18 protein-coding genes and 1 tRNA gene are annotated in these 23,905 nt (G+C 39.7%); 11 read left to right on the forward strand and 8 right to left on the reverse strand.

Going from position 1 to position 23,905, the window contains the following annotated elements:
• Position 1: 1 nt before the first annotated feature.
• From PHO71_RS09925 to PHO71_RS09955, 7 genes are all read right to left on the reverse strand, one after another.
• Positions 2-1,018 (reverse strand): polysaccharide biosynthesis protein, encoded by a 1,017-nt coding sequence (locus PHO71_RS09925; RefSeq protein ID WP_300202490.1) that lies wholly within the window; start codon positions 1,016-1,018, stop codon positions 2-4.
• Between the two features lie 640 nt (positions 1,019-1,658).
• Positions 1,659-3,590, reverse strand: a complete 1,932-nt coding sequence (locus PHO71_RS09930) for a nucleoside-diphosphate sugar epimerase/dehydratase (protein WP_300202493.1) — start codon at positions 3,588-3,590, stop codon at positions 1,659-1,661.
• 31 nt (positions 3,591-3,621) lie between these two features.
• Entirely contained in the window at positions 3,622-4,752 is a 1,131-nt protein-coding gene (locus PHO71_RS09935) for a chain-length determining protein (RefSeq protein ID WP_300202496.1), read from the reverse strand.
• A gap of 12 nt (positions 4,753-4,764) precedes the next feature.
• Positions 4,765-7,179 carry an SLBB domain-containing protein gene (locus tag PHO71_RS09940; protein ID WP_300202499.1) on the reverse strand — a complete coding sequence of 805 codons (2,415 nt, stop codon included), beginning with the start codon at positions 7,177-7,179 and terminating at the stop codon, positions 4,765-4,767.
• 18 nt (positions 7,180-7,197) lie between these two features.
• Complete coding sequence (locus PHO71_RS09945; RefSeq protein ID WP_300202502.1) at positions 7,198-7,566, reverse strand: UpxZ family transcription anti-terminator antagonist; 369 nt, start codon at positions 7,564-7,566, stop codon at positions 7,198-7,200.
• Between the two features lies 1 nt (position 7,567).
• Positions 7,568-8,152, reverse strand: a complete 585-nt coding sequence (locus tag PHO71_RS09950; RefSeq protein WP_300202504.1) for a UpxY family transcription antiterminator — start codon at positions 8,150-8,152, stop codon at positions 7,568-7,570.
• A gap of 339 nt (positions 8,153-8,491) precedes the next feature.
• On the reverse strand, positions 8,492-9,439 hold the full coding sequence (locus PHO71_RS09955) for a tyrosine-type DNA invertase cluster 3b (RefSeq protein WP_300202718.1): 948 nt from the start codon (positions 9,437-9,439) through the stop codon (positions 8,492-8,494).
• A gap of 251 nt (positions 9,440-9,690) precedes the next feature.
• On the opposite strand from PHO71_RS09955, the gene tilS reads away from it, so the two are divergent.
• Positions 9,691-10,971, forward strand: coding sequence for a tRNA lysidine(34) synthetase TilS (gene tilS / locus PHO71_RS09960; RefSeq protein WP_300202506.1), 1,281 nt, complete (start codon positions 9,691-9,693; stop codon positions 10,969-10,971).
• Here the strand turns inward: tilS and PHO71_RS09965 are convergent.
• A complete protein-coding gene (locus tag PHO71_RS09965; protein WP_300202509.1) occupies positions 10,956-11,792 on the reverse strand; it encodes a 4Fe-4S dicluster domain-containing protein in 837 nt (278 codons plus the stop codon). The two genes, tilS and PHO71_RS09965, sit on opposite strands and share 16 nt — an antisense overlap.
• 236 nt (positions 11,793-12,028) lie before the next feature.
• Between PHO71_RS09965 and rho the strand changes: the two genes are divergently transcribed.
• The 10 genes from rho (at position 12,029) to PHO71_RS10015 (ending at position 23,835) form a co-directional block, all read left to right on the forward strand.
• Entirely contained in the window at positions 12,029-14,314 is a 2,286-nt protein-coding gene (gene rho / locus PHO71_RS09970) for a transcription termination factor Rho (RefSeq protein ID WP_300202512.1), read from the forward strand.
• Between the two features lie 303 nt (positions 14,315-14,617).
• The gene (locus PHO71_RS09975) at positions 14,618-16,087 is read left to right on the forward strand and encodes a sulfatase-like hydrolase/transferase (protein WP_300202515.1); all 1,470 of its coding nucleotides are present in this window, start codon (positions 14,618-14,620) and stop codon (positions 16,085-16,087) included.
• A 306-nt stretch (positions 16,088-16,393) separates the two neighbouring features.
• Positions 16,394-17,716, forward strand: coding sequence for an MATE family efflux transporter (locus tag PHO71_RS09980; RefSeq protein ID WP_300202518.1), 1,323 nt, complete (start codon positions 16,394-16,396; stop codon positions 17,714-17,716).
• Positions 17,717-17,775: 59 nt separating this feature from the next.
• A complete protein-coding gene (ffh, locus tag PHO71_RS09985) occupies positions 17,776-19,098 on the forward strand; it encodes a signal recognition particle protein (protein WP_300202521.1) in 1,323 nt (440 codons plus the stop codon).
• 42 nt (positions 19,099-19,140) lie between these two features.
• Complete coding sequence (locus tag PHO71_RS09990; protein ID WP_300202523.1) at positions 19,141-19,983, forward strand: DUF4886 domain-containing protein; 843 nt, start codon at positions 19,141-19,143, stop codon at positions 19,981-19,983.
• Positions 19,984-20,086: 103 nt separating this feature from the next.
• Entirely contained in the window at positions 20,087-21,196 is a 1,110-nt protein-coding gene (locus PHO71_RS09995) for a TlpA disulfide reductase family protein (protein WP_300202526.1), read from the forward strand.
• A 9-nt stretch (positions 21,197-21,205) separates the two neighbouring features.
• The gene (gene folD / locus PHO71_RS10000) at positions 21,206-22,087 is read left to right on the forward strand and encodes a bifunctional methylenetetrahydrofolate dehydrogenase/methenyltetrahydrofolate cyclohydrolase FolD (protein WP_300202529.1); all 882 of its coding nucleotides are present in this window, start codon (positions 21,206-21,208) and stop codon (positions 22,085-22,087) included.
• A complete protein-coding gene (locus PHO71_RS10005) occupies positions 22,084-23,244 on the forward strand; it encodes a CapA family protein (protein WP_300202531.1) in 1,161 nt (386 codons plus the stop codon). Before folD ends, PHO71_RS10005 begins: the two co-directional genes overlap by 4 nt.
• Before the next feature lie 65 nt (positions 23,245-23,309).
• Positions 23,310-23,386 (forward strand) — tRNA-His (locus PHO71_RS10010).
• 209 nt (positions 23,387-23,595) lie between these two features.
• Positions 23,596-23,835 (forward strand): PspC domain-containing protein, encoded by a 240-nt coding sequence (locus PHO71_RS10015; RefSeq protein ID WP_300202534.1) that lies wholly within the window; start codon positions 23,596-23,598, stop codon positions 23,833-23,835.
• Positions 23,836-23,905 lie beyond the last annotated feature (70 nt).

Genomic DNA, 23,905 nt, shown 5'->3' on the forward strand with positions numbered 1-23,905 from the left:
ACTATATTTTTTTTAATTCATTTTGTACATATTCTAGAGATAGAAGAAGCTCTTTCATCTCTTCAATATTCAGTCTTCTTGTATTATCCGAGTTGTACTCGTCATAATCTACTCTATGACCAAACTCATCTACATATTTGCTGTAATTAAGGTCACGCAAATCTGCTGGAATGCGATAGAAATCACCTATATCTTGTGCTTTTGCCATCTCCTCTTTTGTACAAAGCGTTTCGTACATCTTCTCACCATGTCGCGCACCAATAATCTTAATCTCATTGTCTGCATTAAAAATCTCTTTAACAGCCTGCGCAAGTACATCAATTGTTGCAGCAGGTGCCTTTTGGACGAAAAGATCACCTGGTTCTGCATTTTTAAATGCGAAAAGTACCAAGTCTACAGCCTCGTCAAGTGACATCATATAACGAGTCATCTCAGGAACTGTAATCGTCATAGGTTTACCTGCACGAATTTGGTCAATAAATAAAGGAATAATTGAACCGCGAGAACAAAGAACATTGCCATATCTCGTTGCACAAATAACAGTGCCTATTTCTTTTGCTCTTGGGTCTCTAGCCTTAGAGATTGCTAATTTCTCCATCAAAGCTTTAGTCATTCCCATTGTATTGATAGGATAAGCAGCTTTATCCGTACTAAGAACAACAACTTTTTTTACTTTATTTCGAACTGCAGCTTCAAGTACATTCTCAGAACCTAGAATATTAGTTCTTACTGCCTGCATGGGATAGAACTCACAGGAAGGAACTTGTTTTAATGCAGCAGCACTAAAAACATAGTCCACATTTGCCATTGCATTATTAATACTTTCAAAATCTCTTATATCTCCAATAATGAAATTAACTTTTGGATTGTTTAGTTTATGACGCATCTCATCTTGCTTCTTCTCGTCACGGCTAAAAATTCTAATTTCTTTAAAATCTTCGTTAATGAAACGATTCAAAACAGCATTACCAAAAGATCCTGTTCCTCCAGTAATCAAAAGTATTTTGTCTTTAAACATAATATTATAAAATTGTTTTAGTTTTTACCTATTAAATATTTTAACGAATTAAACTCAAATATCTTAACATATATCGACAACACAAAAGCGACACAAAATAATAATATAGAAAATTTACATGACGAGTACCCAGCTTCTTCTAAGAAGATATATAGAACAATTCTCATAATTATCCAATGCGCGGATAAGAAGATAATATATTTTTCCACGTAAAATAAAATCCGAAAATTATAGCGTATATTCTTAAACAGATTATTTATAACTATTATTACACTGATAAAATATCCATACCCAATTAACTAATGTTTATAAATTTCCGCATTCGTACAAACATCAACTACTGAAGGAGCCATAAACAATATTGATATAGAGGCTATTATTATACTATTTTTCAAACAGGTTATAAGGAATTTAGCTCGAGACACAGAAAGACTAAATCGAGACTTCTACCAAAAGTGTATCCACCTTATAACGGACAAATAAATATTCAAAAGAATTGTAGTTATACATTATTCAAAATCTTTAATTATAATGTTGCAAAAATCAGCTTTTATTATCATACGGGCAATACGCCATAATTTAATGCTAGCACATTACTATGCCATAAAAGATATAATACCCAAATCTAGAAATCAGTCATCTATTTGGTGAATTTATCCAATATTTCAAACCTTGAATTCCTAGAGATAAATTCCGGGACGATCTTCTTCATCAAAGCGACCGTGTCTACGATCCTGACGTTCCGGGCCAAGTTTTCAAATTCGGAGTAAGACTCCAACACGTCATCATACTCATAACGACGGACTTTGGCAATCTTAATCTTCTTATTAGAGGTCGGAAGCGTATTTTCCTCAGTACTCAACAACTCCTCATAAAGTTTCTCCCCGGGACGTAATCCTGTAAACTCTATCTTTATATCTTCATCCAAACGATAGCCTGCTAGCTCAATCATACGGGTAGCTAGATCCACAATCTTTACCGGTTCACCCATCTCAAAGACAAAGATTTCATTTCCCTCGCCCATCATACCGGCCTCCATTACCAGACGGCAGGCCTCAGGGATGGTCATAAAGTAACGAATGATATCAGGGTGGGTCACTGTCACTGGTCCTCCATTTTCAATCTGTTCCTTAAAGCGAGGAATTACAGAACCATTACTGCCCAATACATTACCAAAACGAGTAGTAATAAATTTAGTCTTGCCTTTTACCTTGCTTTCTTTGATGGCAGTTCCCAAACTTTGAACATAAATTTCAGCCAGACGTTTGGAAGCTCCCATTACATTGGTAGGATTTACAGCTTTATCTGTTGAAATCATGATCATTTTCTCTGCCTCATATTCCACTGCCATTTCAGCAACCTGACGGGAACCGATGACATTGACATAAACTGCTTCGCAAGGATTCTCTTCCATCAAAGGAACATGTTTATAAGCAGCGGCATGAAATACAATTTGCGGATGATGTTGTTCAAAAACCATACGTATGCGTTGCTTCACACGAACATCACCAATGACAGGAACAAAATTGATATTCGGATATTTCTTCTCAAACTCCAAACGGACATTATGAAGAGGGGTTTCTGCGGAATCAAACAAGATCAATTTACGAACTCCGATTTGGGCTAACTGCCGGCACAATTCGCTACCGATACTTCCGGCTGCTCCCGTGACTAATATCGTTTTATTGCAATATTCGGAAGCAATCTCTTGCATATTAATTTTGATTTCTTCACGCCCCAACAGGTCTTCAATCCGAATAGGACGGACAAATTGGTGGAAAACACCATCCGCATCAGCCTCACTGATGGAAGGTGCGATCATCATTTTTATGCCGCTACTTTTACAATACTCAAGCAGACGGTTCTCTTCATCTTTTATAGATTCATTCCGAGCAAACAGAATGCCCTGTATATGATGCTTTTTTACTAAGAGATCAAAATTTTCCTTATCACTAAAAGAATAAACTCGGGAGTCCACTAGTATTCTACGACTATGGTCAGGACTATAGATGCAAAAACCGGCTATCTTATAATGAGAACTATTACGCAAACGGGTTTTAAGAGCAACACTTTTGTCGTCGGTTCCATAAATTAAAATCTTCATATCTGTTTTACGGACAATACCGATCAAGGATTCATAGGTGACAATGACTAACACACGGAGACCTATCAAAGTGATCAAGGTAAGCATTCCGTCAGAGATGACAAATACCAGGTTCTGACTGCCGAACAGTTTATCATCCTTAAAAAAGAAAAAAACAAAGATAGCCATGCAAGCAGTTTTAAACAGGACACTGCAAGTGACTCGCCATAAATCTTTTATCTCAGAATAGCGAATCGTGTTACGGAATGTATTGAAGACCAAGTCTCCAATTATACTTGACAATAAGGCAATAGTAATTACCTGAATCAGTTGAATCGTATTCCACTCTATACCTGTAATATAGTGAATACCAACAAAAGTAAACAATGTGCATAAGCTGGCAATTACCGTATCTACTCCTAAAATAAGCCAGCAACTAAAAAAATTCCGACTGGTATATTGAAGGAACTTTTCCAATGATTTCTTCATGATTATATATCTATAGATTCCCCATTAAACATTATGCAAGCTCTTTCTTAAGCTTATTCAAAATATCTTTTACCCATAGTTTCCATACCGATGTGACAGCTACAGCCAAGAACACAAAAAGTATTACATACATTTTCTTTCCGGTGCCGGAAGGTTGTTGTGGAACGACGGCAGGTTCCACTATCGCAAACACGGGTTTCTCCTCCTGAACTTTCGCTCTGGCAACCTGCAATTGATTAGCCACCTGACTGTATACCTGATAGGCTAAACTCATATCGTTCTGCAAACGTTCCTGTTCGGCACGAACACTCTGAAGAATCAAATTGTCATGGGTATCTACATATTCCGCATATTTCTTTTGTGCCATATAATATTCATCCTGACGTTCTTTGAACAGTTTCTCTAAGTAAATGCAATCTTCTTTTGCTTTGGAGGTACGATAACCTGTTATGCATTCTTGCAATTTACGAACTACTGAATCTGCAACAGTTGCTGCAACCTTAGGATCTTGTAAGGTCACAGAAACACTGGTAATAGCTGTTTTCTTATCTACTGTAGCCGATATTTTTTTCTTTAAAGCATCTATTTTTTCTTTTTCTTCTTTGGTTAATGTGATTGTTCCCGATTTCTTTTTATCAGTAATATTATCTTCATTGTCATCAGTAAATAATGATTTCACACCACCTATGACCATACCGGGCATACCTAAGACGTAGCCCCACCAGGGAGAAGACTGCGTATCCAAATAAGAAGTCAAAGTCATGCTTTCGCCTTCATCTAAAGTAGGAACATTAATATCAAAAAGTTCTAATAAAAAAGGTGTAGAAGAGACAATGTCTGATGAAAGAGAAACATTCAATGCGTCAGAACCTTCCCCTACTGTTGCTCCATTACCCAAAAAAGAAGCAGCAAGTCCCGCAAGACCATTGTTGCCCTTGGAATTTCCCATTTCAGGAGATAAAGTTACTTTAACAGTATATTGTTTAGGAACACTCAAAGCCACCACAATGCCTATAATCAATCCTATCCCGGCAGCTTTATACAAAGTCTTACGGATACCTATTATTTTGCGTAAGATATCCATCAAATCAATCTCTACCTCATCAGTCTTTGGTTCGTTCGATATAGATGAGATTTCTTTATCTAGTTTCTGTTCTGTCATGATAGGTATTTATTATTTCTTTATCAGGTTAGCAACAGAAGCGATCATCATCCCTAAGGAACTGAATGAAGTAGCATAACCTAAAATCTCGGCCACATTCACTTTCTTTTTAGACTTACTAGGAACTATAATCTCACAACCAGGCTCAATCTGCTTCTTACCATTACCCTTTACCTTGGTTACCTGACCATTCATATAAATGATGAACTTCTTGCTCTTTTTCGCATTGTCTGAATATCCACCGGACTGATTCAAATAGTAATTAATATCCTTACCTTCGAGGTAAGATACGGTATTGGGCATCATCACAGCACCATCAATGGTTACGGTATTCGTATTCTTTGGAATAGAAATGACATCGCCTTCACGCAAAACAAGATCGGCATTACTCTTTGGGTTCTTTAGTGCTTTCTCCAAATCAATACCCACAGTAAACGTATTTTCCACTTCAATACCTAAAGAATCGATCATCGCTTCCCCCAACTGACGACGCATCAAACGGATGACATCGCCCATACGTTTCTTTTCACTGGCATTGGCTACACGAGTCAGTTTTGCTCCACGCAGGTAAGCGTAGTTGGTAGCTCCTCCGGCTTTGTTGATTAAATCGGAGAGGCGTTCTTCGCGACTGGTCAAGGCGTAAGTACCATCAAAAAGGATTTCTCCTTGAATACCGACATTTTGCTGAGCCTGATAACCGGGACTTCTACGAACATAGACTTCATCATAAGGCTGAAGCACAAAGCCGGGCTGACCGTCTATGACAAAACCGTCTTTCAAAGAAAAAGAAAACATTTGACCTATTGTGTCATTATCGACTGTACTACGGGAATTCTTAATTCGTCTGGTCACATCTACACGAACGGTAGAGGCGGCTTCACGCAAACCACCGGCTTGAATAATCAGATCCTCTAAGGTCATGTTGTCGGCATAGGGATAGGAATCGGGTTTGGCTACTTCACCATGAACTGTTATGTTGCCTCTGTCTTCCAAGTCGTGAATGCTGGGGATATAGAGGATGTCGTTCTTCATCAAGGCGATATTGGGAATGGTACCATCCATGATAGACTTAATGTCGATTGATAGTACTTCGGTGGTAAGGTCTTCGCGCTGACGATATAATACGGAACGGTTCAGGAAGGCGTCACCGGTCAAACCTTGGGCTTCATTCACTAGTTCACGGATGGTATTGAGTTTGCCGCTTAGTTGGTAGATACCGGGACGGTAGACGGCTCCGCGAATTTCAAGTTTATTGGTGAAGCGGTTGAGGATGGCTTCGGCGGTCACTACGTCGCCGTTACGCATCGGGTAAACACTGTAATCCATATCTTGCACGGTATTGACTTCGTATTCCTGTCCGTTCTGACGAACAACGCGCAAGGAACGGGTGTAGGAGTCGGCTTCAAAACCACCGGCATATTTAATTAAGGTGGAAAGTGTTTCATCTTTCTTCATTTCAAAACGCATGGGGCGTTTTACTTTACCACTGATCTTGACTAGGACTTCGTAAGCGGGGACGATAACGACATCACCTTCCTGTAGGCGGATGTCGTCTTGGGCGTTGCCTTTCATGATGAAGTCGTAGACGTCGATGGTAGCAATCTTCTTGCCATTTCTTACCAGTTGGACATTACGCAAACTTCCGATATCACTAACTCCGCCGGCACGATACAGTGCATGAAAGACGGTGGAGAAGGAAGAGAGTGCATAGGTGCCGGGCTGAACGACTTCACCCATGATATTGATCTGAATGGTACGGATATTACCTAATGTCAAATTGATATCAGAACTCGGATCGGTAGCATTGCTCAGACCATTATAGATTTTATTCAGGGATTTTTTGAGATAGTCATTTGCTTCAGTAACGGTTAATCCGCTCAGATTAACGGGACCGATTTTTTGGATATTAATGGTACCTTCCGGAGATATACGCTGACGAATCGTGTTTTGGCTGGCTCCCCAGATATCTATAATGACTTCGTCGCCGGGACCTAAACGATAATTGGAAGGGGTGGCGAGATTGACGCTGGGCTCGAATGTGAGGTTTCGGGTGTTGAAGATGTTACGGCCAAATACTTGGTCTTCACGGGCTAAATCCCGGGCAGTAGGCTGATCTTCGAGCATATCGGAAGTATTTTCCTTCATTTCCTCCCGAAGGCGGGATTCGTTGATGTCGGTTCCGGTGGATTTGGAGGTGTTTACGTTATTTTGCTTCTCGTAAAGTTCTTTGACCCGTATCGCTTGTTCTTTAGTGACTCCCTGACGTGCCAGCTCGGAGGCTATCTGTTTTTGTTCTTTTCCTTGCTTGATGCCTTCTTTTACATATTCGAGTACTTGCTGGTCGCTCATGGTTTGAGCAAGCAGTGAAGATGTATTTCCCAACATCAAAGCTAATAGTAGTATACTAAATAGTTTTTGTATTTTCATTTACTAATCAAATAAATATCAATTAATTTCGAATAAGTGTTGTAAACCGTTATAAGCTGAAAGAAGCTGTTCTTTTAAAGAAGAAGGTGGAAGAAATGAAAGAATTTTCCAAGTACGGAGTAGTACGGTCTGCTTTTTTAGCTCGTCTTCAGGATTAGCATACATCGACACACTATATCCCATCAAAAGAGCCAAACATAAAGTAGCTTCCTGCTCTATGGTTCTTCCTTGCTGAGAATATAGTTCATTCATCTGATCGTGAATGCTTTTATTTAAAAAGGAAAGGTCATCGGCATAGATATTCTCCATATCACTCCCAACAGGAAGCAACTTATGAGTCGCACTTAGCAAGTTTTCTATTTTTTCCTGTAATATAATCGTATCCATCTTATACACTGACACAAGTTCTGTGTGGTTCTACATAACCAACAGGCATATCGACACAAGCGCAACCTAACATATTCAGGCGAATAGCAATTTTACTTTTACCATCCATGGTGACAAACTCACCGATAAGTCCTGCTAATGGACCTTTAATCACACGCACTTCCTCACCACGAGACAAAGGAGTACTGTTCATTTGAACAGCTTCTTCGGAATAGTCAAGCATGAAACGGAAACGGGCCATCTGGTCATCCGGAATAACTGTCGGAGTGCTTTCACCGCGCATCACCATATAGCGGCTGACCGTAGAAAGAGTCAAAACGTCCATGCGTTCTTTAGGTGTAACATGGACAAAAACCATCATAGGAAGAAGAACCGCTTCCACTTTTTTGCGACGGTCACTCCATTGATGAATCTCCTGCTGAACAGGAATAAAACTGTCAATCCCCATTTTGCCTAAACGTTCGGCAACCTTCTTTTCGTGGTGCATACGAACCAACGCAACATACCAGCGTTTAGGGTGTGCTACGCCTTCCCCTGTCCCATAAATAGGCCCAGCACTTACTGATTTTTTTTCTAATGAAATCATATTTTTTACCCCATATTCATCTGTTACTTCTTAGGTAACGGAAAGAATACAAGCAGAAACAGACTAAACTAGAAAAGAGAAAAAAAATGACGAGATAACTAGAAAAGAGTATTTATCTTTAGTGATTGAGAGTATTCTTTTGAAAACAAGGCACATAACTTCTGAACATGAATATAAAATTATTTCATGTTCGAATATTTGTTTACTATATATCAAGAAAAAAAAGAGATTTTTTTGCTACCGATATATTATTTTGTCTATCTTTGCGCTGAATTCACATCCGTTACCTAAGAAGTAACACACACACATCATCACTATAATTCAACAAATTACCTCAATTCACTTAGTCACAAAATAATTTTTCACGTAAAATAAATTCTTTCTATTAACTTCTGTGCGTTCTTGAAGTTCAAAACCTTTAAGGTAAGTTTGAGTGGTTTTGATAGAGGTATGCCCTAGAGATTCACTTATCATTTCTACTGCGACTCCACGATACTTGGCTGTAGTAGCCCAAGAATGGCGAAGTGCATAGGAAGTGACATGGGAATGCAGTTTCAACGCCCGGGCGAGAGATTTCAGGCTATTATTAAAGTTACGGAGTGCTGATTGATATTCACGATAGGAACGTACATCTTTACGTGGCTTGTCACCGCAGAGAATATCAAAAAGATAATCAGGACAACCGGGTTGAGGAGGAAGACGATTACGAAGACTCTTTATTGTATCTCGGGCAGTATCAAGTACCTCTACGCACATCGGAGTTTTAGTTTTGATACGGTTATAATGGAGAATATTTTGTTCCAAAGCCGTTTTTTCTAAATGAGCAAAATCAGCAAAGGACATTCCGCAGAACTGGAACATTAAACCCGCAACAGACTGAGTACGCCGTAGACGTTCTGTACCGGGGTCTCCATACAATAAACGATGAAGTTCCCCAACGGGCAAGGCTTTCTTTTGACGAACAGCCACACCCGTATAAACCTCATGAAATAATAAAGGGACATAACTAGCATTACCGGACTCTATCCCTCGATTGTAAATACTGCGAAGCATACGCATATACGTTGAAACGGTGTTGGGTTTAAGACCACACTCGTAAAGATAACGCTCATAATGACGCAGACGATCCCGGTTAATTTGATTGAAAGATACGCTGGACACACCACAAAAACGGCTAAAAGACTTCAATGCATTCTCATACACATGAGCCGTAGCATGGCGACCTTCTCCCCTTAAACGGCCAATGTAGCGTTCTGCACATCGGCTAAATCCATCTTTTTTCATAATTTTCTTCTTGTTTTATTCATTACAACATGGAATTGCTTAATCCACGAGCAGGCAAAATTAGTTAAATTACAGTTCTTACATTGTTGATGCATTCATTGCATCGAACAGAATCTCTTCCTTCTGTACATACAAAGGGAAAATGCTTTGCTGCGCGCTGCATGAAACAGATAGTAGTAAGATAATGAAATATGAGTACTTACCCTCAATTATTTATTTTTTGCTTTTTCAATAAAAATCATACCTTTGCAGATATGATTAAACAACAAGTCATACGATACATCGAAAAAGAGCAGCTATTTTCGCAAAATAGTAAAATACTTGTAGCACTGAGTGGTGGAGCCGATTCAGTGGCTTTATTACGTATTCTTCATTCACTCGGCTACGATTGTGAAGCTGCACATTGCAATTTTCATCTACGAGGTAAAGAATCTGACAGGGACGAAATGTTTGTACGCCAGCTTTGCCAACAATATAACGTTCCGTTGCATAACATTGATTTTGACACCACCCGATATGCTGAAGAGAAACGTATTTCAATAGAAATGGCTGCCAGAGAGCTTCGCTACAAATGGTTTGAGAGGAAAAGAATGGAATGCGGTGCAGATTGGATCGCTGTTGCCCACCACCAGGACGACAGCGTAGAAACCATGCTACTAAATCTCATTCGGGGTACAGGAATCACCGGCCTATTGGGGATACGCCCCATAAACGGACACATAGTACGTCCACTTCTATGTGTCAGTCGAGAAGAAATTATCTGCTATCTAGAAAGTATCGGGCAAGAATATGTTACAGACAGCACTAATCTGGAAGACGAATATACTCGTAATAAAATCCGGCTTCACTTACTTCCATGGATGCAGGAAATTAATCCGGCCATCAAAAGTAGCCTGATCACAACAAGCAATCACTTAAATGAAGTGGCTACTATATATAATAGAAGTATAGCTGAAACAAAAGATAGAGTTATAACTCCGAAAGGTATTCTAATCAGTGCTCTATTGAATGAGCCGGCTCACGAAACAGTTTTATTTGAAATATTGCACCCACTGGGATTCAATCCGGCACAAATCAAAGACGTTTGTCATTCACTTCACGGACAGCCCGGAAAACAATTTAGCAGCAAAGAATGGAAAATTATCAAAGACCGTGATTTCTTGTTATTGGAAAAGACACAGTCAGAAAATGAAAATGAACCTTCTTTCCGGTTAATCAGAGAAGAAGCCGAATACACCACCTACTTCCGAATTCCACGTGAGAAAGAGGTAGCTTGCTTTGATGCTGATAAATTAAATGGAACAATCAGTCTGCGCAAATGGCAACCGGGTGATACTTTTATCCCCTTCGGCATGACAGGAAAGAAAAAAGTAAGCGATTACCTGACCGACCGTAAATTCTCTATTAGCCAAAAAGAACATCAATGGGTGCTTTGTTGCGACGAACGCATTGCTTGGCTGATAGGCGAGCGAACAGATAATCGCTTTCGTGTTGATGAAAACACAAAAAGAGTAGTTATCTACAGAATGGTTTGAGGCAATTTTTGTTTCTTGAAACAATCCGCCAACAACGCCGCAAAAGGAGTATCATATACTCTCGCATTCTTGTTACAGCATTTTACGCAAGCACAGCATTTAATACATTTATCGGCATCCGTATGTAGCTCGTCCCCTTTAATAATGGCTCCGGCGGGACAACGTGTCACACACAAACCACAGTGGGTACACAGACTTTCCTCCTCTACCCAAGGCGTGCGCGGGAGCGGAGTATCACTTTTACGCAGTTTGATTACTTTCCACAAGAAACGCAACAACGCGAAAAAAGGTTGAGCGGGACGACGAATAGCACGGATATCTACCTGATAAAGCTTGTCGGGACTGATAGCCGCTTGTATCTTTTCCATGATCTTACTTCCAAACTCGTTGGCTAAATTTAAATCCATATCGTCGGGACGTCCTTGAGCAATTGGATTTTTATCGGTACTATACGAGTGTTCTCCAATAAAAGTAGCTCCCGCGATTATTTTAAAACCATGAGGGATGGCAAAAGTATCCAACTCTATCAACGCTTTTTCATAAGCGCGATTTCCATAAACAACCACCAATACCGTAGGAGTATCGAGCCCACATATATTTTCCAAACGTTCCATGGCCAAGGGAGCCACATGCCCTCCATACACCGGAACCACAATAATAGCTAATGAGGATGCGGGAATTACAGTTTTCTCAGCCATTTGCAATGTCAAATCTACCGGAATTACATTTTTTATGCCAGTCCCGCAAACAATTGCCTCTCCCACTTGTTTAGAAGTATGGGTAGGCGAGAAATAAATTAAATGAGCTTCATTTACTGTCATACTATTTTCTTTTATACAGCAAAGATAGTCTTTTACATGAAAAAAACAGTTGATTGTTTATGAAAACAAAAAAAATTATTATCTTTGTCGCGTTGAAACTTTCTACGATTCAACACTAATATCCCTAATTCATAATAAAGAACAAAACATATGCTAGCATATCTGCAGTTATTGAGCCGCAGTAATGCTGTCCATATTCCGGCAAAAAAAGAAATATTAATAACTTACCATACTATATGTATAACATTATCCAATTGAACGACAAAAATCTGTCGGAACTTCAAATTATTGCTCAAGAACTGGGCATAAAAAAAGCAGACTCATTTAAAAAAGAAGAACTTGTTTATAAAATACTTGATGAACAAGCAATAGCAGGAGCTACTAAAAAAGTTGCCGCAGACAAGCTCAAAGAAGAACGCAAAGAAGATAAGAATAAGCGTTCACGTGTAAATCCAATTAAAAAAGAAGATAAGGTAATGTCCGCAACGAAAAACGGAGAAGTTACCAAAAACAAAGAAACTACTCCCCTTGCTAAACCACAACTTAAAGGTGAAATCACAAATAAGGAAATGGTAAACAAGGAAGTTGTCAGCAAAGAGATTGTAAACAAGGAAGTTGCAAATAAGGAGATTGTCAGCAAAGAGATTGTGAACAAGGAAGTTGCAAACAAGGAAATTATCAGCAAAGAAACTGCAAACAAAGAAAAAGAAAACTCTTCTGTAGAAACTAAGTCGGAGGAAACTACTGCCAAACGTAAAGTAGGACGTCCTCGCAAAGAGGCTAAAGTAACGGTGAAAAAAGAAATACAAGCTGTAAAACCGGTAGAAAAAGTAATAGAAAAAGCTCCCGAACAAAAAGCTCTTGTAGAACCTACAATCATTACTACTCCCAAAACGACTCCGGTTGAAGCTGAAAATAAAGTAAAAATAAACAAGCCGATTGCGGAACAAAAACCTATCTTAAAACCTAGAAAAGCAGAACCTGTAATTGACGAAGAAAGTAATATTTTGTCTGAAGCCGACGATGAAGACTTTATTCCAATTGAAGATCTCCCATCTGAAAAGATAGAGCTACCTACCGAACTCTTCGGTAAATTCGAAGCTACAAAAGCCGAACAAGCTCAAGAACCGGAACAAACTCCACAGCCTCAGCCTCAGCCACAGCAACCTCAACAAAATATCCAACGCCAACGTGTCGTACGCCCGCGCGACAATAATAATGGTAACAATAATGCTAATAACAGCATTAACAATGCCAACATTAATAACCCCAATAATAGTAATTACCAGCGCAACACCCCACGTACGCAGACGCAGCGTCCCGTACAACAGAATAATGGAAACGAAAATCTGCCGATACCACAGGAACGCAAAGTCATCGAGCGCGAAAAGCCATATGAATTCGACGATATCCTGAATGGTGTAGGTGTACTGGAAATTATGCAGGACGGCTATGGATTCCTCCGTTCTTCTGATTACAACTATCTTTCTTCGCCGGATGATATTTACGTATCACAATCACAAATCAAGCTCTTTGGGCTAAAAACCGGTGATGTAGTAGAAGGTGTAATCCGCCCGCCGAAAGAAGGAGAAAAATATTTCCCGTTGGTTAAAGTATCGAAGATTAACGGACGTGACGCTGCTTTTGTCCGCGACCGTGTACCTTTCGAACACCTGACACCTCTTTTCCCGGATGAAAAGTTCAGACTCTGCAAAGGCGGTTACTCTGACTCGATGTCTGCTCGCGTAGTAGACCTTTTTGCTCCGATTGGTAAAGGACAACGTGCTTTGATCGTGGCACAGCCAAAAACTGGTAAGACTATCCTGATGAAAGACATTGCCAATGCTATCGCAGCCAATCACCCGGAAGTATATATGATTATGTTGCTGATCGACGAACGTCCGGAAGAAGTTACCGACATGGCACGTAGTGTTAATGCCGAAGTAATTGCTTCTACTTTCGACGAACCGGCTGAACGTCACGTGAAAATTGCAGGTATCGTATTGGAAAAAGCAAAACGATTAGTAGAATGCGGACACGATGTTGTTATCTTCCTCGATTCTATCACCCGTCTGGCCCGTGCATACAATACAGTATCCCCTGCATCCGGTAAAGTACTTTCCGGTGGTGTGGATGCTAATGCACTTCATAAACCCAAACGATTCTTCGGTGCTGCACGTAACATCGAAAACGGAGGTTCATTGACTATCATCGCTACTGCTCTGATAGACACCGGTTCTAAAATGGATGAAGTTATCTTCGAAGAATTCAAAGGTACGGGTAACATGGAATTGCAACTCGACCGCAACTTGTCCAACAAACGTATCTTCCCCGCTGTCAATATCACTGCATCAAGTACCCGTCGTGATGACTTATTGCTCGACAAGACGACTCTTGACCGTATGTGGATCTTACGCAAATATCTTGCCGACATGAATCCGATCGAAGCTATGAATTTTGTTAAAGACCGTTTGGAGAAGACAAGAGACAACGAAGAATTCCTGATGAGCATGAACAGCTAATCAACGATACAATTTAAGTGAATGTCTCAAAATAAAAAAGCTATCATTATGCTCTGAATGACAAAATGATAAGTTTATTTATATTTTGAGACATTCTTTTTTTTCTCTTGCAGTACTCTTATCTGCATACATCTTTCATTTTTAACCGGTATCATTTATTGTTCTTCATTCAGTTTCCTTTGTTTGTTTCATTTTTGTAGAAATTCCTTTCACTCACGTCCAAAACTATTTCCAAGCACTTTTTCGCCTTCCTCTTTTACTTACTTTTGCCTCAAAATGATTTATTACTTAATTCTAACCGGAATGAAAACAATTTATCCATTCATGGGATTGGCTTTTTACGGTATGGCGGCCCAAGCACAAGAAAAGCCCAATTTTCTGATTATCCAATGCGATCACCTGACACAACGTGTTGTTGGTGCTTACGGACATACACAAGGCTGTACCCTCCCCATTGATGAAATAGCTTCCAAAGGAGTCATTTTCTCTAATGCTTATGTAGGCTGTCCCCTCAGTCAGCCATCACGTGCAGCTCTATGGAGTGGCATGATGCCTCATCAAACAAATGTACGTTCCAACTCAGAGGAGCCTATCAACACGCGCATACCGGAAAATGTACCAACTTTAGGAAGTCTTTTTTCTGAAAATGGTTATGAAGCCATTCATTTTGGAAAAACTCACGATATGGGTTCATTAAGAGGATTCAAGCATAAAGCACCGGTAGCAAAGCCATTTACAGATCCTGAGTTTCCGGTCAATAATGATAGTTTTCTAGATGTAGGTACTTGCGAAGATGCAGTTGCCTATCTGAGCAATCCTCCCAAAGAACCGTTCATTTGTATCGCCGACTTTCAAAATCCTCACAACATTTGCGGGTTTATAGGTGAAAACCAAGGGATACATACCGACCGTCCAATCAGCCAACCTCTACCCGACCTACCCGATAACTTTGATATTGAGGACTGGAATAACGTGCCGACTCCGGTACAATATATTTGTTGCAGCCATCGACGCATGACTCAAGCTTCTCATTGGAACAATGATAATTATCGCCATTATATCGCAGCTTTCCAGCACTATACCAAGATGGTGTCAAAACAAGTAAAAAGTGTATTGAAAGCTCTTTATTCTACACCGGCAGGTAAAAACACAATTGTAGTTATTTTGGCTGATCATGGCGATGGCATGGCTTCTCATCGAATGGTGACCAAGCATATCAGTTTTTATGACGAAATGACGAATGTTCCGTTTATCTTTGCCGGACCCGGTATTCAACATCAGAAAAAACCGGTAGATCATATTCTAACTCAGCCCACTCTGGACCTTCTGCCTACACTTTGCGACCTAGCAGGAATCCCAGTCCCGGCAGAAAAGATGGGTATCAGCCTTGCTCCAACCCTAAAGGGAGAAAAACAGAAAAAAACTCATCCTTATGTCGTGTCCGAATGGCATAGTGAATACGAGCTTATCACTACTCCCGGACGTATGATACGTGGTCCCAGATATAAATATACCCATTATCTGGAAGGTAATGGAGAAGAACTTTATGACATGAAAAAAGATCCGGGTGAACGCAAAAATCTGGTTAAGAACCCTAAATATGCCAAGATTCTTGCTGAACACCGCGTCTTACTGGATGATTATATCAAACGTACCAATGACGATTACCGCAGTTTAAAAGTAGATGCAGATTCCCGATGCAGAAATCACGCTCCCGGTTATCCTAATCACGAAGGACCGGGAGCAAGGGAAATCATTAAAAACAAAAAGTAAGTAGTATACAACCATTCCGTCATGAAAATTGAAAACATAAATACAATATCATCTAAGACATAAAAGCATAGAATGATATAGATTGTGAGACTGTCAGACGTTAATCATGTAACTAATATGTGTTTTCTTGACGCGGATGAGCGCGGATTTTTTCTTATCTTCCTAATAATCTCAACAGCTTCACTACATCTAGCAATAATATAAAAAGACAATATTACATTTAACATATGTACTTGTGTCTTCACAGCGATAGAGATTTCAGAATAAAGCGCTATCTTTGCAAAATGCAAACTTAAACACTTAATTATGTACACCAACAAACAGATTTGGAGTGTCAGTTACCCCATTTTACTCAGCTTGCTGGCACAAAATGTCATTAATGTCACCGATACAGCATTCCTTGGGCACGTAGGAGAAGTGGCCCTGGGAGCTTCTGCGATGGCCGGATTATTCTATATATGCATATTTACAATTGCATTCGGTTTCAGTATCGGATCACAGATCGTCATTGCCCGACGCAATGGTGAAGGACGTTATACCGATGTTGGTCCGGTGATGATTCAGGGAGTCATATTTATGTTACTCATGGCATTGCTCCTGTTTAGTTTCACAAAAGCCTTTGGTGGGAATATCATGCGTTTGTTAGTATCTTCCGAAGCCATTTATAAAGGAACAATGGAGTTTCTGGACTGGCGTATTTACGGATTCTTTTTCTCCTTTATCAATGTTATGTTCCGGGCTTTATACATAGGTATCACACGCACCAAAGTACTGACCATTAATGCTATCGTTATGGCATTAACCAACGTTGTGCTAGACTATGGGTTAATTTTTGGAAATCTCGGTCTGCCCGAAATGGGAATAAAAGGAGCTGCCATCGCTTCGGTATTGGCAGAAGCCTCTTCTATCCTTTTCTTCCTTATTTATACTTATATTACTGTTGATCTGAAAAAATATGGAATGAATCGTTTACGCACTTTCGACTTGTCTTTACTGATGCGTATCCTCAGCATTTCTTGTTTTACCATGCTTCAATACTTCCTTTCAATGGCTACCTGGTTTATCTTCTTTGTTGCCGTAGAACGGTTGGGACAAAGAGAATTGGCAATCGCCAACATCGTACGAAGCATTTACATTGTACTATTAATTCCGGTCAATGCATTAGCTACAACTACCAATAGTTTAGTCAGCAATGCCATCGGTGCAGGAGGTATCCAGTATGTGATACCACTTATAAAAAAAATAGCCCGCTTCTCATTCTTTATCATGTTGGGATTGGTTATCTTATCAGTATTATTCCCACAGTTCCTACTTTCCATTTACACCAGTGAAGCGGCATTAATTGCAGAATCAGTACCTTCGGTTTACGTTATTTGCAGTGCCATGCTTATTGCGTCGGTAGCAAATATTGCATTCAACGGAATCTCGGGTACAGGAAATACACAAGCTGCCTTATTGCTCGAAACAATTACAATTGCCATCTATGGTTCATACATTATTTTTATCGGTATGTGGCTGAAAGCTCCTATCGAAATCTGTTTTACAATTGAAATAGTGTACTATACCTTACTGTTGGTAACGAGTTATATTTACCTCAAAAAAGCAAAATGGCAGAATAAAAAGATATAAATATGAGAGATTTTTGTAAATTTGCAGCCTTAATTTAGTAATTAGTAATAAAAATAAATATGTTCGACAATTTAAGTGAGAGACTAGAACGGTCATTTAAGATTCTGAAAGGTGAAGGACAAATCACCGAAATCAACGTAGCGGAAACGCTGAAAGATGTACGTAAAGCGCTACTTGATGCCGACGTAAACTATAAAGTTGCCAAGAACTTCACTGATACAGTGAAGGAAAAAGCCATCGGCCAGAACGTACTTACGGCTGTGAAGCCAAGCCAGTTGATGGTAAAAATCGTACATGACGAACTTACTCAGTTGATGGGTGGAGAAACTGCCGAAATAGACATTGATGCCCGTCCGGCAGTAATCTTGATGTCAGGTCTGCAAGGTTCAGGTAAGACTACCTTCTCGGGTAAATTGGCACGTATGCTGAAAACGAAGAAGAATCGTAAACCGTTACTGGTTGCCTGTGACGTTTACCGTCCGGCAGCTATCGAACAGTTGCGCGTATTGGCTGAGCAGATTGAAGTACCGATGTACTGCGAACTGGACAGTAAAAATCCGGTAGAAATCGCTCAACACGCTATTCAAGAAGCCAAAGCCAAAGGATATGACCTTGTCATCGTCGATACAGCCGGTCGTCTGGCAGTAGACGAACAGATGATGAACGAAATTGCTGCTATCAAGAAAGCGATCAATCCGAACGAAATCTTGTTTGTAGTAGACTCTATGACAGGCCAGGATGCTGTAAACACAGCTAAAGAATTTAATGAGCGTCTGGACTTCAACGGTGTGGTATTGACCAAACTTGATGGTGATACCCGTGGTGGTGCGGCTCTTTCTATCCGTTCGGTAGTCAATAAACCAATCAAATTCGTTGGAACCGGTGAAAAGCTAGATGCAATCGACCAATTCCACCCGGCACGTATGGCTGACCGTATCCTCGGTATGGGTGATATCGTGTCTTTGGTAGAACGTGCTCAGGAACAATATGACGAAGAAGAAGCAAAACGATTGCAGAAGAAGATTGCCAAGAATCAGTTCGACTTCAACGACTTCCTCAGCCAGATTGCCCAAATCAAGAAAATGGGTAACCTGAAAGACCTCGCTTCCATGATTCCGGGGGTAGGTAAAGCCATTAAAGATATTGATATTGATGATAACGCTTTCAAGAGTATTGAAGCGATTATTCATTCAATGACTCCCGCAGAACGTTCTAATCCTGAAATCCTGAACGGTTCACGCCGTACTCGTATTGCTAAAGGTAGTGGAACAACTATTCAGGAAGTAAATCGTTTGCTAAAACAGTTTGACCAGACTCGTAAAATGATGAAGATGGTAACTAGCAGTAAAATGGGCAAGATGATGCCTAAAATGAAACGATAGACTTTCATCAAATAAGATTAAGTTAAAACAGAGAATCAAACAATGAAGAAACAGATCTTATTTTTAATAATATGTCTGTCAGTATCCTTTTCTGCCCAAGCCAAAATAATAAAGATACTTGCTATTGGCAACAGTTTTTCGGCTGACGCCATAGAGCAATATCTATACGAATTAGCTGCAGAAGGGGGTGACAGTTTGGTTATCGGTAATGCTTATCGGGCTGGACAAGGTTTCGAATCACATTGGAAAGTGGCTGAGCAAAACAAAGCGAATTTTAAATACCATAAAATAGTTGGCGGCAAGAATACTAACCAAAGAAAAACATTATTGGAATGTATTCAAGATGAAGAATGGGATTATATAACCTTTCAACAAGCAAGTCAGGATAGCGGTGATTATGCAACCTATGAACCTTGGCTGACCCAGTTGCTGGAATACGTAAAACAGTATGCACGTAACCCCAAAGTGAAATATGCACTACACCGGACTTGGGCTTACTCGCAAAGTTCCGATCATAGAGGATTCCACAAATATGGCAAGGATCAGTTGCAGATGTTTAAGAAAATAGTAGAAGCTACTAATCTATCAAAGAAACAGCATAAGGAATTTTGCATGATCATTCCTGCCGGAACAGCTATACAGAATGGGCGTTCAAGCATGATAGGAGATAATTTTAATCGTGACGGTTATCATCTCAGCCTTGGACTTGGACGTTATACGGCAGCTTGTACCTGGCTTGAGAAAATAACAAAACAAAAGGCTGTTGGGAAAAAATTCAGACCGAAAGATGTCAGTGAGGAAGAAGCGCTTATTGCTCAGAAAGCTGCTCACTATGCTGTTCGTCATCCGGATGTGATCACTGAGATTAAAATAAAAAAGAAATGATTATATAAAGAGGGAGTTTAGGCTTCCTCTTTTTTTATGTCCGAAAGATTGCCGGGTTCGACAAAATATTCTATTTTTGTCCATTATCAAAAGAATAATGCATATGAAACGTACTTTTTCATTAAGTTTAATCGTCATTTTTGCCTGTTTCTGTTACGCACAGCAAAAGGTAGCAACATACATTGTTAAAGGTCTCCTGTCAGACTCTACGATGCAAGGAGAAACGATCTTTATGTTGAATTATGAAAATTCAGAGAAAATAAACAGTGCTAAAGTTTTAAATGGAAAATTCCAATTTACCGGAGAAGTAGAAACTCCTTTTTTGGCAAAAGTTTATGCTGGAAAGCATTATGGCATTTGCATAATAGAAAAAGGGACGATCATTCTAGATCTCGAAAAGACTCATACAACTTCCGGCCTGCCAATAGTGAATCCAGCCTTGGGAACTCCGCTAAATAATGAATTCGCCAATCTAAAGACTTCCATAGATAGTCTATCATTTGATGCTTATGAACAACAGAAGCAGATACAGAAAGAATCCGCTGACAGCTATACAAGGGCAAAGCTGGAGAAAGAACTTATCACGAAAATACGCGAAACTATCATCCCTCAATATCAAGAAGTCTTTAAACAACATAAGAATGATGTACTTGGAGCTTACACCATCACTCAACTCTCAAAAGAATTATCTCCTGATGAAACGGCACTCATAATTGCTCAGGCAGGTCCATATATAATGTCACTCCCAAGCATACAGAATATAGTTAAACAGCTCGAGAAACTGAAACAGACTTCGGAAGGAAAAATGTTTGTCGATTTCGAAGGAAAAGACGCAAACGGAGAACCTCTCAAATTATCGAATTTTGTCGGTAAAGGAAAATATACTTTAGTTTCTTTTTGGTCAAGAAGCTGTGGTGGTTGCCGAGTAGAAATACCTATTATTGCTGAAATTTATAAGCAATTTGGTAATAAAGAACTGGAGGTGGTTGGTGTGGCTGTTAATGAAGGGTCTGTCAGTACCAAAAAGGCAATCAAGGAACTAAATGTAATATGGCCTCAACTCTTTGAAACAGGTTCTCAGCCTTATGAGTTATACGGATTTAGTTACATTCCACAAATCATGTTATTTGGTCCGGACGGTACAATTATCGCACGAAACTTGCGTGGAGACGGCATTAAAGTCAAAGTGAAAGAAGTTTTAAAACCATTATAAATTAAAAATATGACATTAATAGACGGAAAAGCCATTTCCGAACAAGTAAAACAAGAGATTGCAGCCGAAGTAGCAGAGATCGTAGCTCGTGGTGGTAAACGCCCACATCTGGCAGCCATTCTCGTAGGACACGACGGTGGTAGCGAGACGTATGTAGCTGCAAAAGTAAAAGCTTGCGAAGTATGTGGATTCAAATCTTCACTCATCCGCTACGAAAGTGATGTAACCGAAGAAGAATTGTTGGCAAAAGTACGCGAACTGAACGAAGATGACGATGTAGACGGATTTATCGTACAGCTTCCGCTGCCCAAACATATCTCTGAACAGAAAGTGATTGAAACGATTGATTATCGTAAAGATGTAGACGGCTTTCATCCTATCAACGTAGGACGTATGTCTATCGGTCTTCCCTGCTATGTATCGGCTACTCCTAACGGTATCCTCGAACTGTTGAAGCGTTATGAAATAGAAACTTCCGGTAAGAAATGTGTTGTACTTGGACGCAGTAATATTGTGGGTAAACCAATGGCGGCATTAATGATGCAAAAAGCATACCCGGGCGATGCTACTGTAACAGTGTGTCACAGCCGCAGTAAAGATCTGGTAAAAGAATGCCGCGAAGCTGATATTATCATTGCTGCTTTAGGGCAACCAAACTTTGTAAAAGAAGAGATGGTTAAAGAAGGTGCAGTAGTAATCGACGTAGGTACAACTCGTGTTCCGGATGCTACCAAAAAGTCCGGTTTCAAACTAACCGGTGATGTAAAATTCGATGAAGTGGCACCCAAATGTTCTTACATTACTCCCGTTCCGGGTGGAGTGGGTCCGATGACAATCGTATCACTCATGAAGAATACGCTTCTAGCAGGAAAGAAGGCTATTTATCAATGAAACAGACTTGGTTTCTAATGATCATATTACTCTCTTTGTCCTGCACCTCACAGTCGCAGGCAAAGAGAGAATCCGGCAATATTCCACTGGATAGTCTTTCTCTTTCTGACAGTATATCACCCGCTGACACGCTCCGACTACTTTTCGTTGGAGACCTCATGCAACATCAGGGACAGATAAACGCAGCATATGCTGCTAAAGGTTTGAAAGGATATGATTACTCCTCGTATTTCGAATATGTCAAAGAAGAGATACGCAGAGCTCATTTTGCCATAGCCAATCTGGAAGTTACTTTAGGAGGTAAGCCCTATAAAGGCTATCCCGCTTTCAGTGCTCCCGACGAATATCTTACAGCGATTCATGAAGCAGGTTTCAATGTTCTTGTTACTGCAAATAATCATAGTCTCGATCGTAGACAAAAAGGATTGGAACGTACTATACACCTTATTGATTCTCTGGATATCCCTCATGCGGGTACGTATATAAATGCTGAAGAACGAGCAGAGAAGTATCCACTTGTATTAGAGAAAAATGGTTTTCGCATCGCACTGCTTAATTATACCTACGGAACGAATGGAATTCCAGTAACGCCACCTAATATCGTTAATTATATCGATACTGTTATTATTGCCAAAGATATTGAAACTTGCAAAACCTTGCATCCGGATGCAATCATCGCCTGTATGCATTGGGGAGAAGAATATCAGTCACTTCCTAATAAAGAGCAGAAATTCCTTGCCGATTGGATGATCCTAAAAGGTGTGGATCATATCATCGGCTCACATCCACACGTCGTACAACCCATAGAAGTACGTAAAGATAGCCTTACTAGCAAAAGCCACCTTATTGTTTACTCATTGGGTAATTATATTTCTAATATGTCCGCCCGTCGTACTGACGGAGGATTAATGGTCAGGATGGAATTAGTGAAAGACAGTACTGTTCGTCTCAATAGCTGCGAATATAGTTTAGTATGGACAGCCCGTCCCACACAATCCGGAAAAAAGAATCATCAATTGTACCCTGTCAATATACCTACGAATTCCATTCCTATCAATACACGTAACTCCTTGAAAATCTTCACGAATGATGCGCGAAACCTCTTCAGTAAGTACAATCAGGGAATAAAAGAATATACTTTTTACGAAAAAAAATAGTAGAATCTTTTGGAGATTTAAAGATTATATCTATCTTTGCACCGCATTAGAGAAATGCAAACATGGTGGATGTAGTTCAGTTGGTTAGAGCGTCAGATTGTGGTTCTGAATGTCGCCGGTTCGAGCCCGGTCTTCCACCCCAAAAAAGAATCCTTATAAGTCAAAGTACTTACAAGGATTTTTTTGTAATTAGGTATTTCTCAATAACCAGTATCCAGACTTAAACAGCGACTTTGTTTTCCAATTTAAGAATGAGCTAATTATACCGGCTATTTAAAAAGAATTTAATTAGTAAAATAATTGCATATACTGAAAAGAATTTCAATAAGACAACCTAGAAATATACTACTTATGGAAAATAAAAAATTAACCCGTTCTTCCAATAGAATGATTGCAGGGGTATGTAGCGGAATTGCTGAATATTTTGGCTGGGATATCACTTTATTAAGGATAGTCTATATATTAGCAACATTCTTCACCGCTTTTGCCGGAGTAATTATATATGTTATTCTATGGATTGTTATGCCTGAAAAAAGACCTAGTGAAGGATATGAAGATCGCATGAATGAACAATTAAACAATAAAAAATAGCATACTTTAAAAACAAAGTGTATCAGAAATAGAGCGTGCGAGAGCAGAAGCGATCATCTCATAACTCCTG

Origin of the sequence: Bacteroides sp. (genome assembly GCF_028690125.1) — a bacterium.
Taxonomy (GTDB): domain Bacteria; phylum Bacteroidota; class Bacteroidia; order Bacteroidales; family Bacteroidaceae; genus Bacteroides.

Coding starts and splice junctions, on each gene's coding strand:
- PHO71_RS09925 (WP_300202490.1), bottom strand. CDS start 1,018: ATGTTTAAAGACAAAATACTTTTGATTACTGGAGGAACAGGATCTTTT.
- PHO71_RS09930 (WP_300202493.1), bottom strand. CDS start 3,590: ATGAAGAAATCATTGGAAAAGTTCCTTCAATATACCAGTCGGAATTTT.
- PHO71_RS09935 (WP_300202496.1), bottom strand. CDS start 4,752: ATGACAGAACAGAAACTAGATAAAGAAATCTCATCTATATCGAACGAA.
- PHO71_RS09940 (WP_300202499.1), bottom strand. CDS start 7,179: ATGAAAATACAAAAACTATTTAGTATACTACTATTAGCTTTGATGTTG.
- PHO71_RS09945 (WP_300202502.1), bottom strand. CDS start 7,566: ATGGATACGATTATATTACAGGAAAAAATAGAAAACTTGCTAAGTGCG.
- PHO71_RS09950 (WP_300202504.1), bottom strand. CDS start 8,152: ATGATTTCATTAGAAAAAAAATCAGTAAGTGCTGGGCCTATTTATGGG.
- tilS (WP_300202506.1), top strand. CDS start 9,691: ATGATTAAACAACAAGTCATACGATACATCGAAAAAGAGCAGCTATTT.
- PHO71_RS09965 (WP_300202509.1), bottom strand. CDS start 11,792: ATGACAGTAAATGAAGCTCATTTAATTTATTTCTCGCCTACCCATACT.
- rho (WP_300202512.1), top strand. CDS start 12,029: ATGTATAACATTATCCAATTGAACGACAAAAATCTGTCGGAACTTCAA.
- PHO71_RS09975 (WP_300202515.1), top strand. CDS start 14,618: ATGAAAACAATTTATCCATTCATGGGATTGGCTTTTTACGGTATGGCG.
- PHO71_RS09980 (WP_300202518.1), top strand. CDS start 16,394: ATGTACACCAACAAACAGATTTGGAGTGTCAGTTACCCCATTTTACTC.
- ffh (WP_300202521.1), top strand. CDS start 17,776: ATGTTCGACAATTTAAGTGAGAGACTAGAACGGTCATTTAAGATTCTG.
- PHO71_RS09990 (WP_300202523.1), top strand. CDS start 19,141: ATGAAGAAACAGATCTTATTTTTAATAATATGTCTGTCAGTATCCTTT.
- PHO71_RS09995 (WP_300202526.1), top strand. CDS start 20,087: ATGAAACGTACTTTTTCATTAAGTTTAATCGTCATTTTTGCCTGTTTC.
- folD (WP_300202529.1), top strand. CDS start 21,206: ATGACATTAATAGACGGAAAAGCCATTTCCGAACAAGTAAAACAAGAG.
- PHO71_RS10005 (WP_300202531.1), top strand. CDS start 22,084: ATGAAACAGACTTGGTTTCTAATGATCATATTACTCTCTTTGTCCTGC.
- PHO71_RS10015 (WP_300202534.1), top strand. CDS start 23,596: ATGGAAAATAAAAAATTAACCCGTTCTTCCAATAGAATGATTGCAGGG.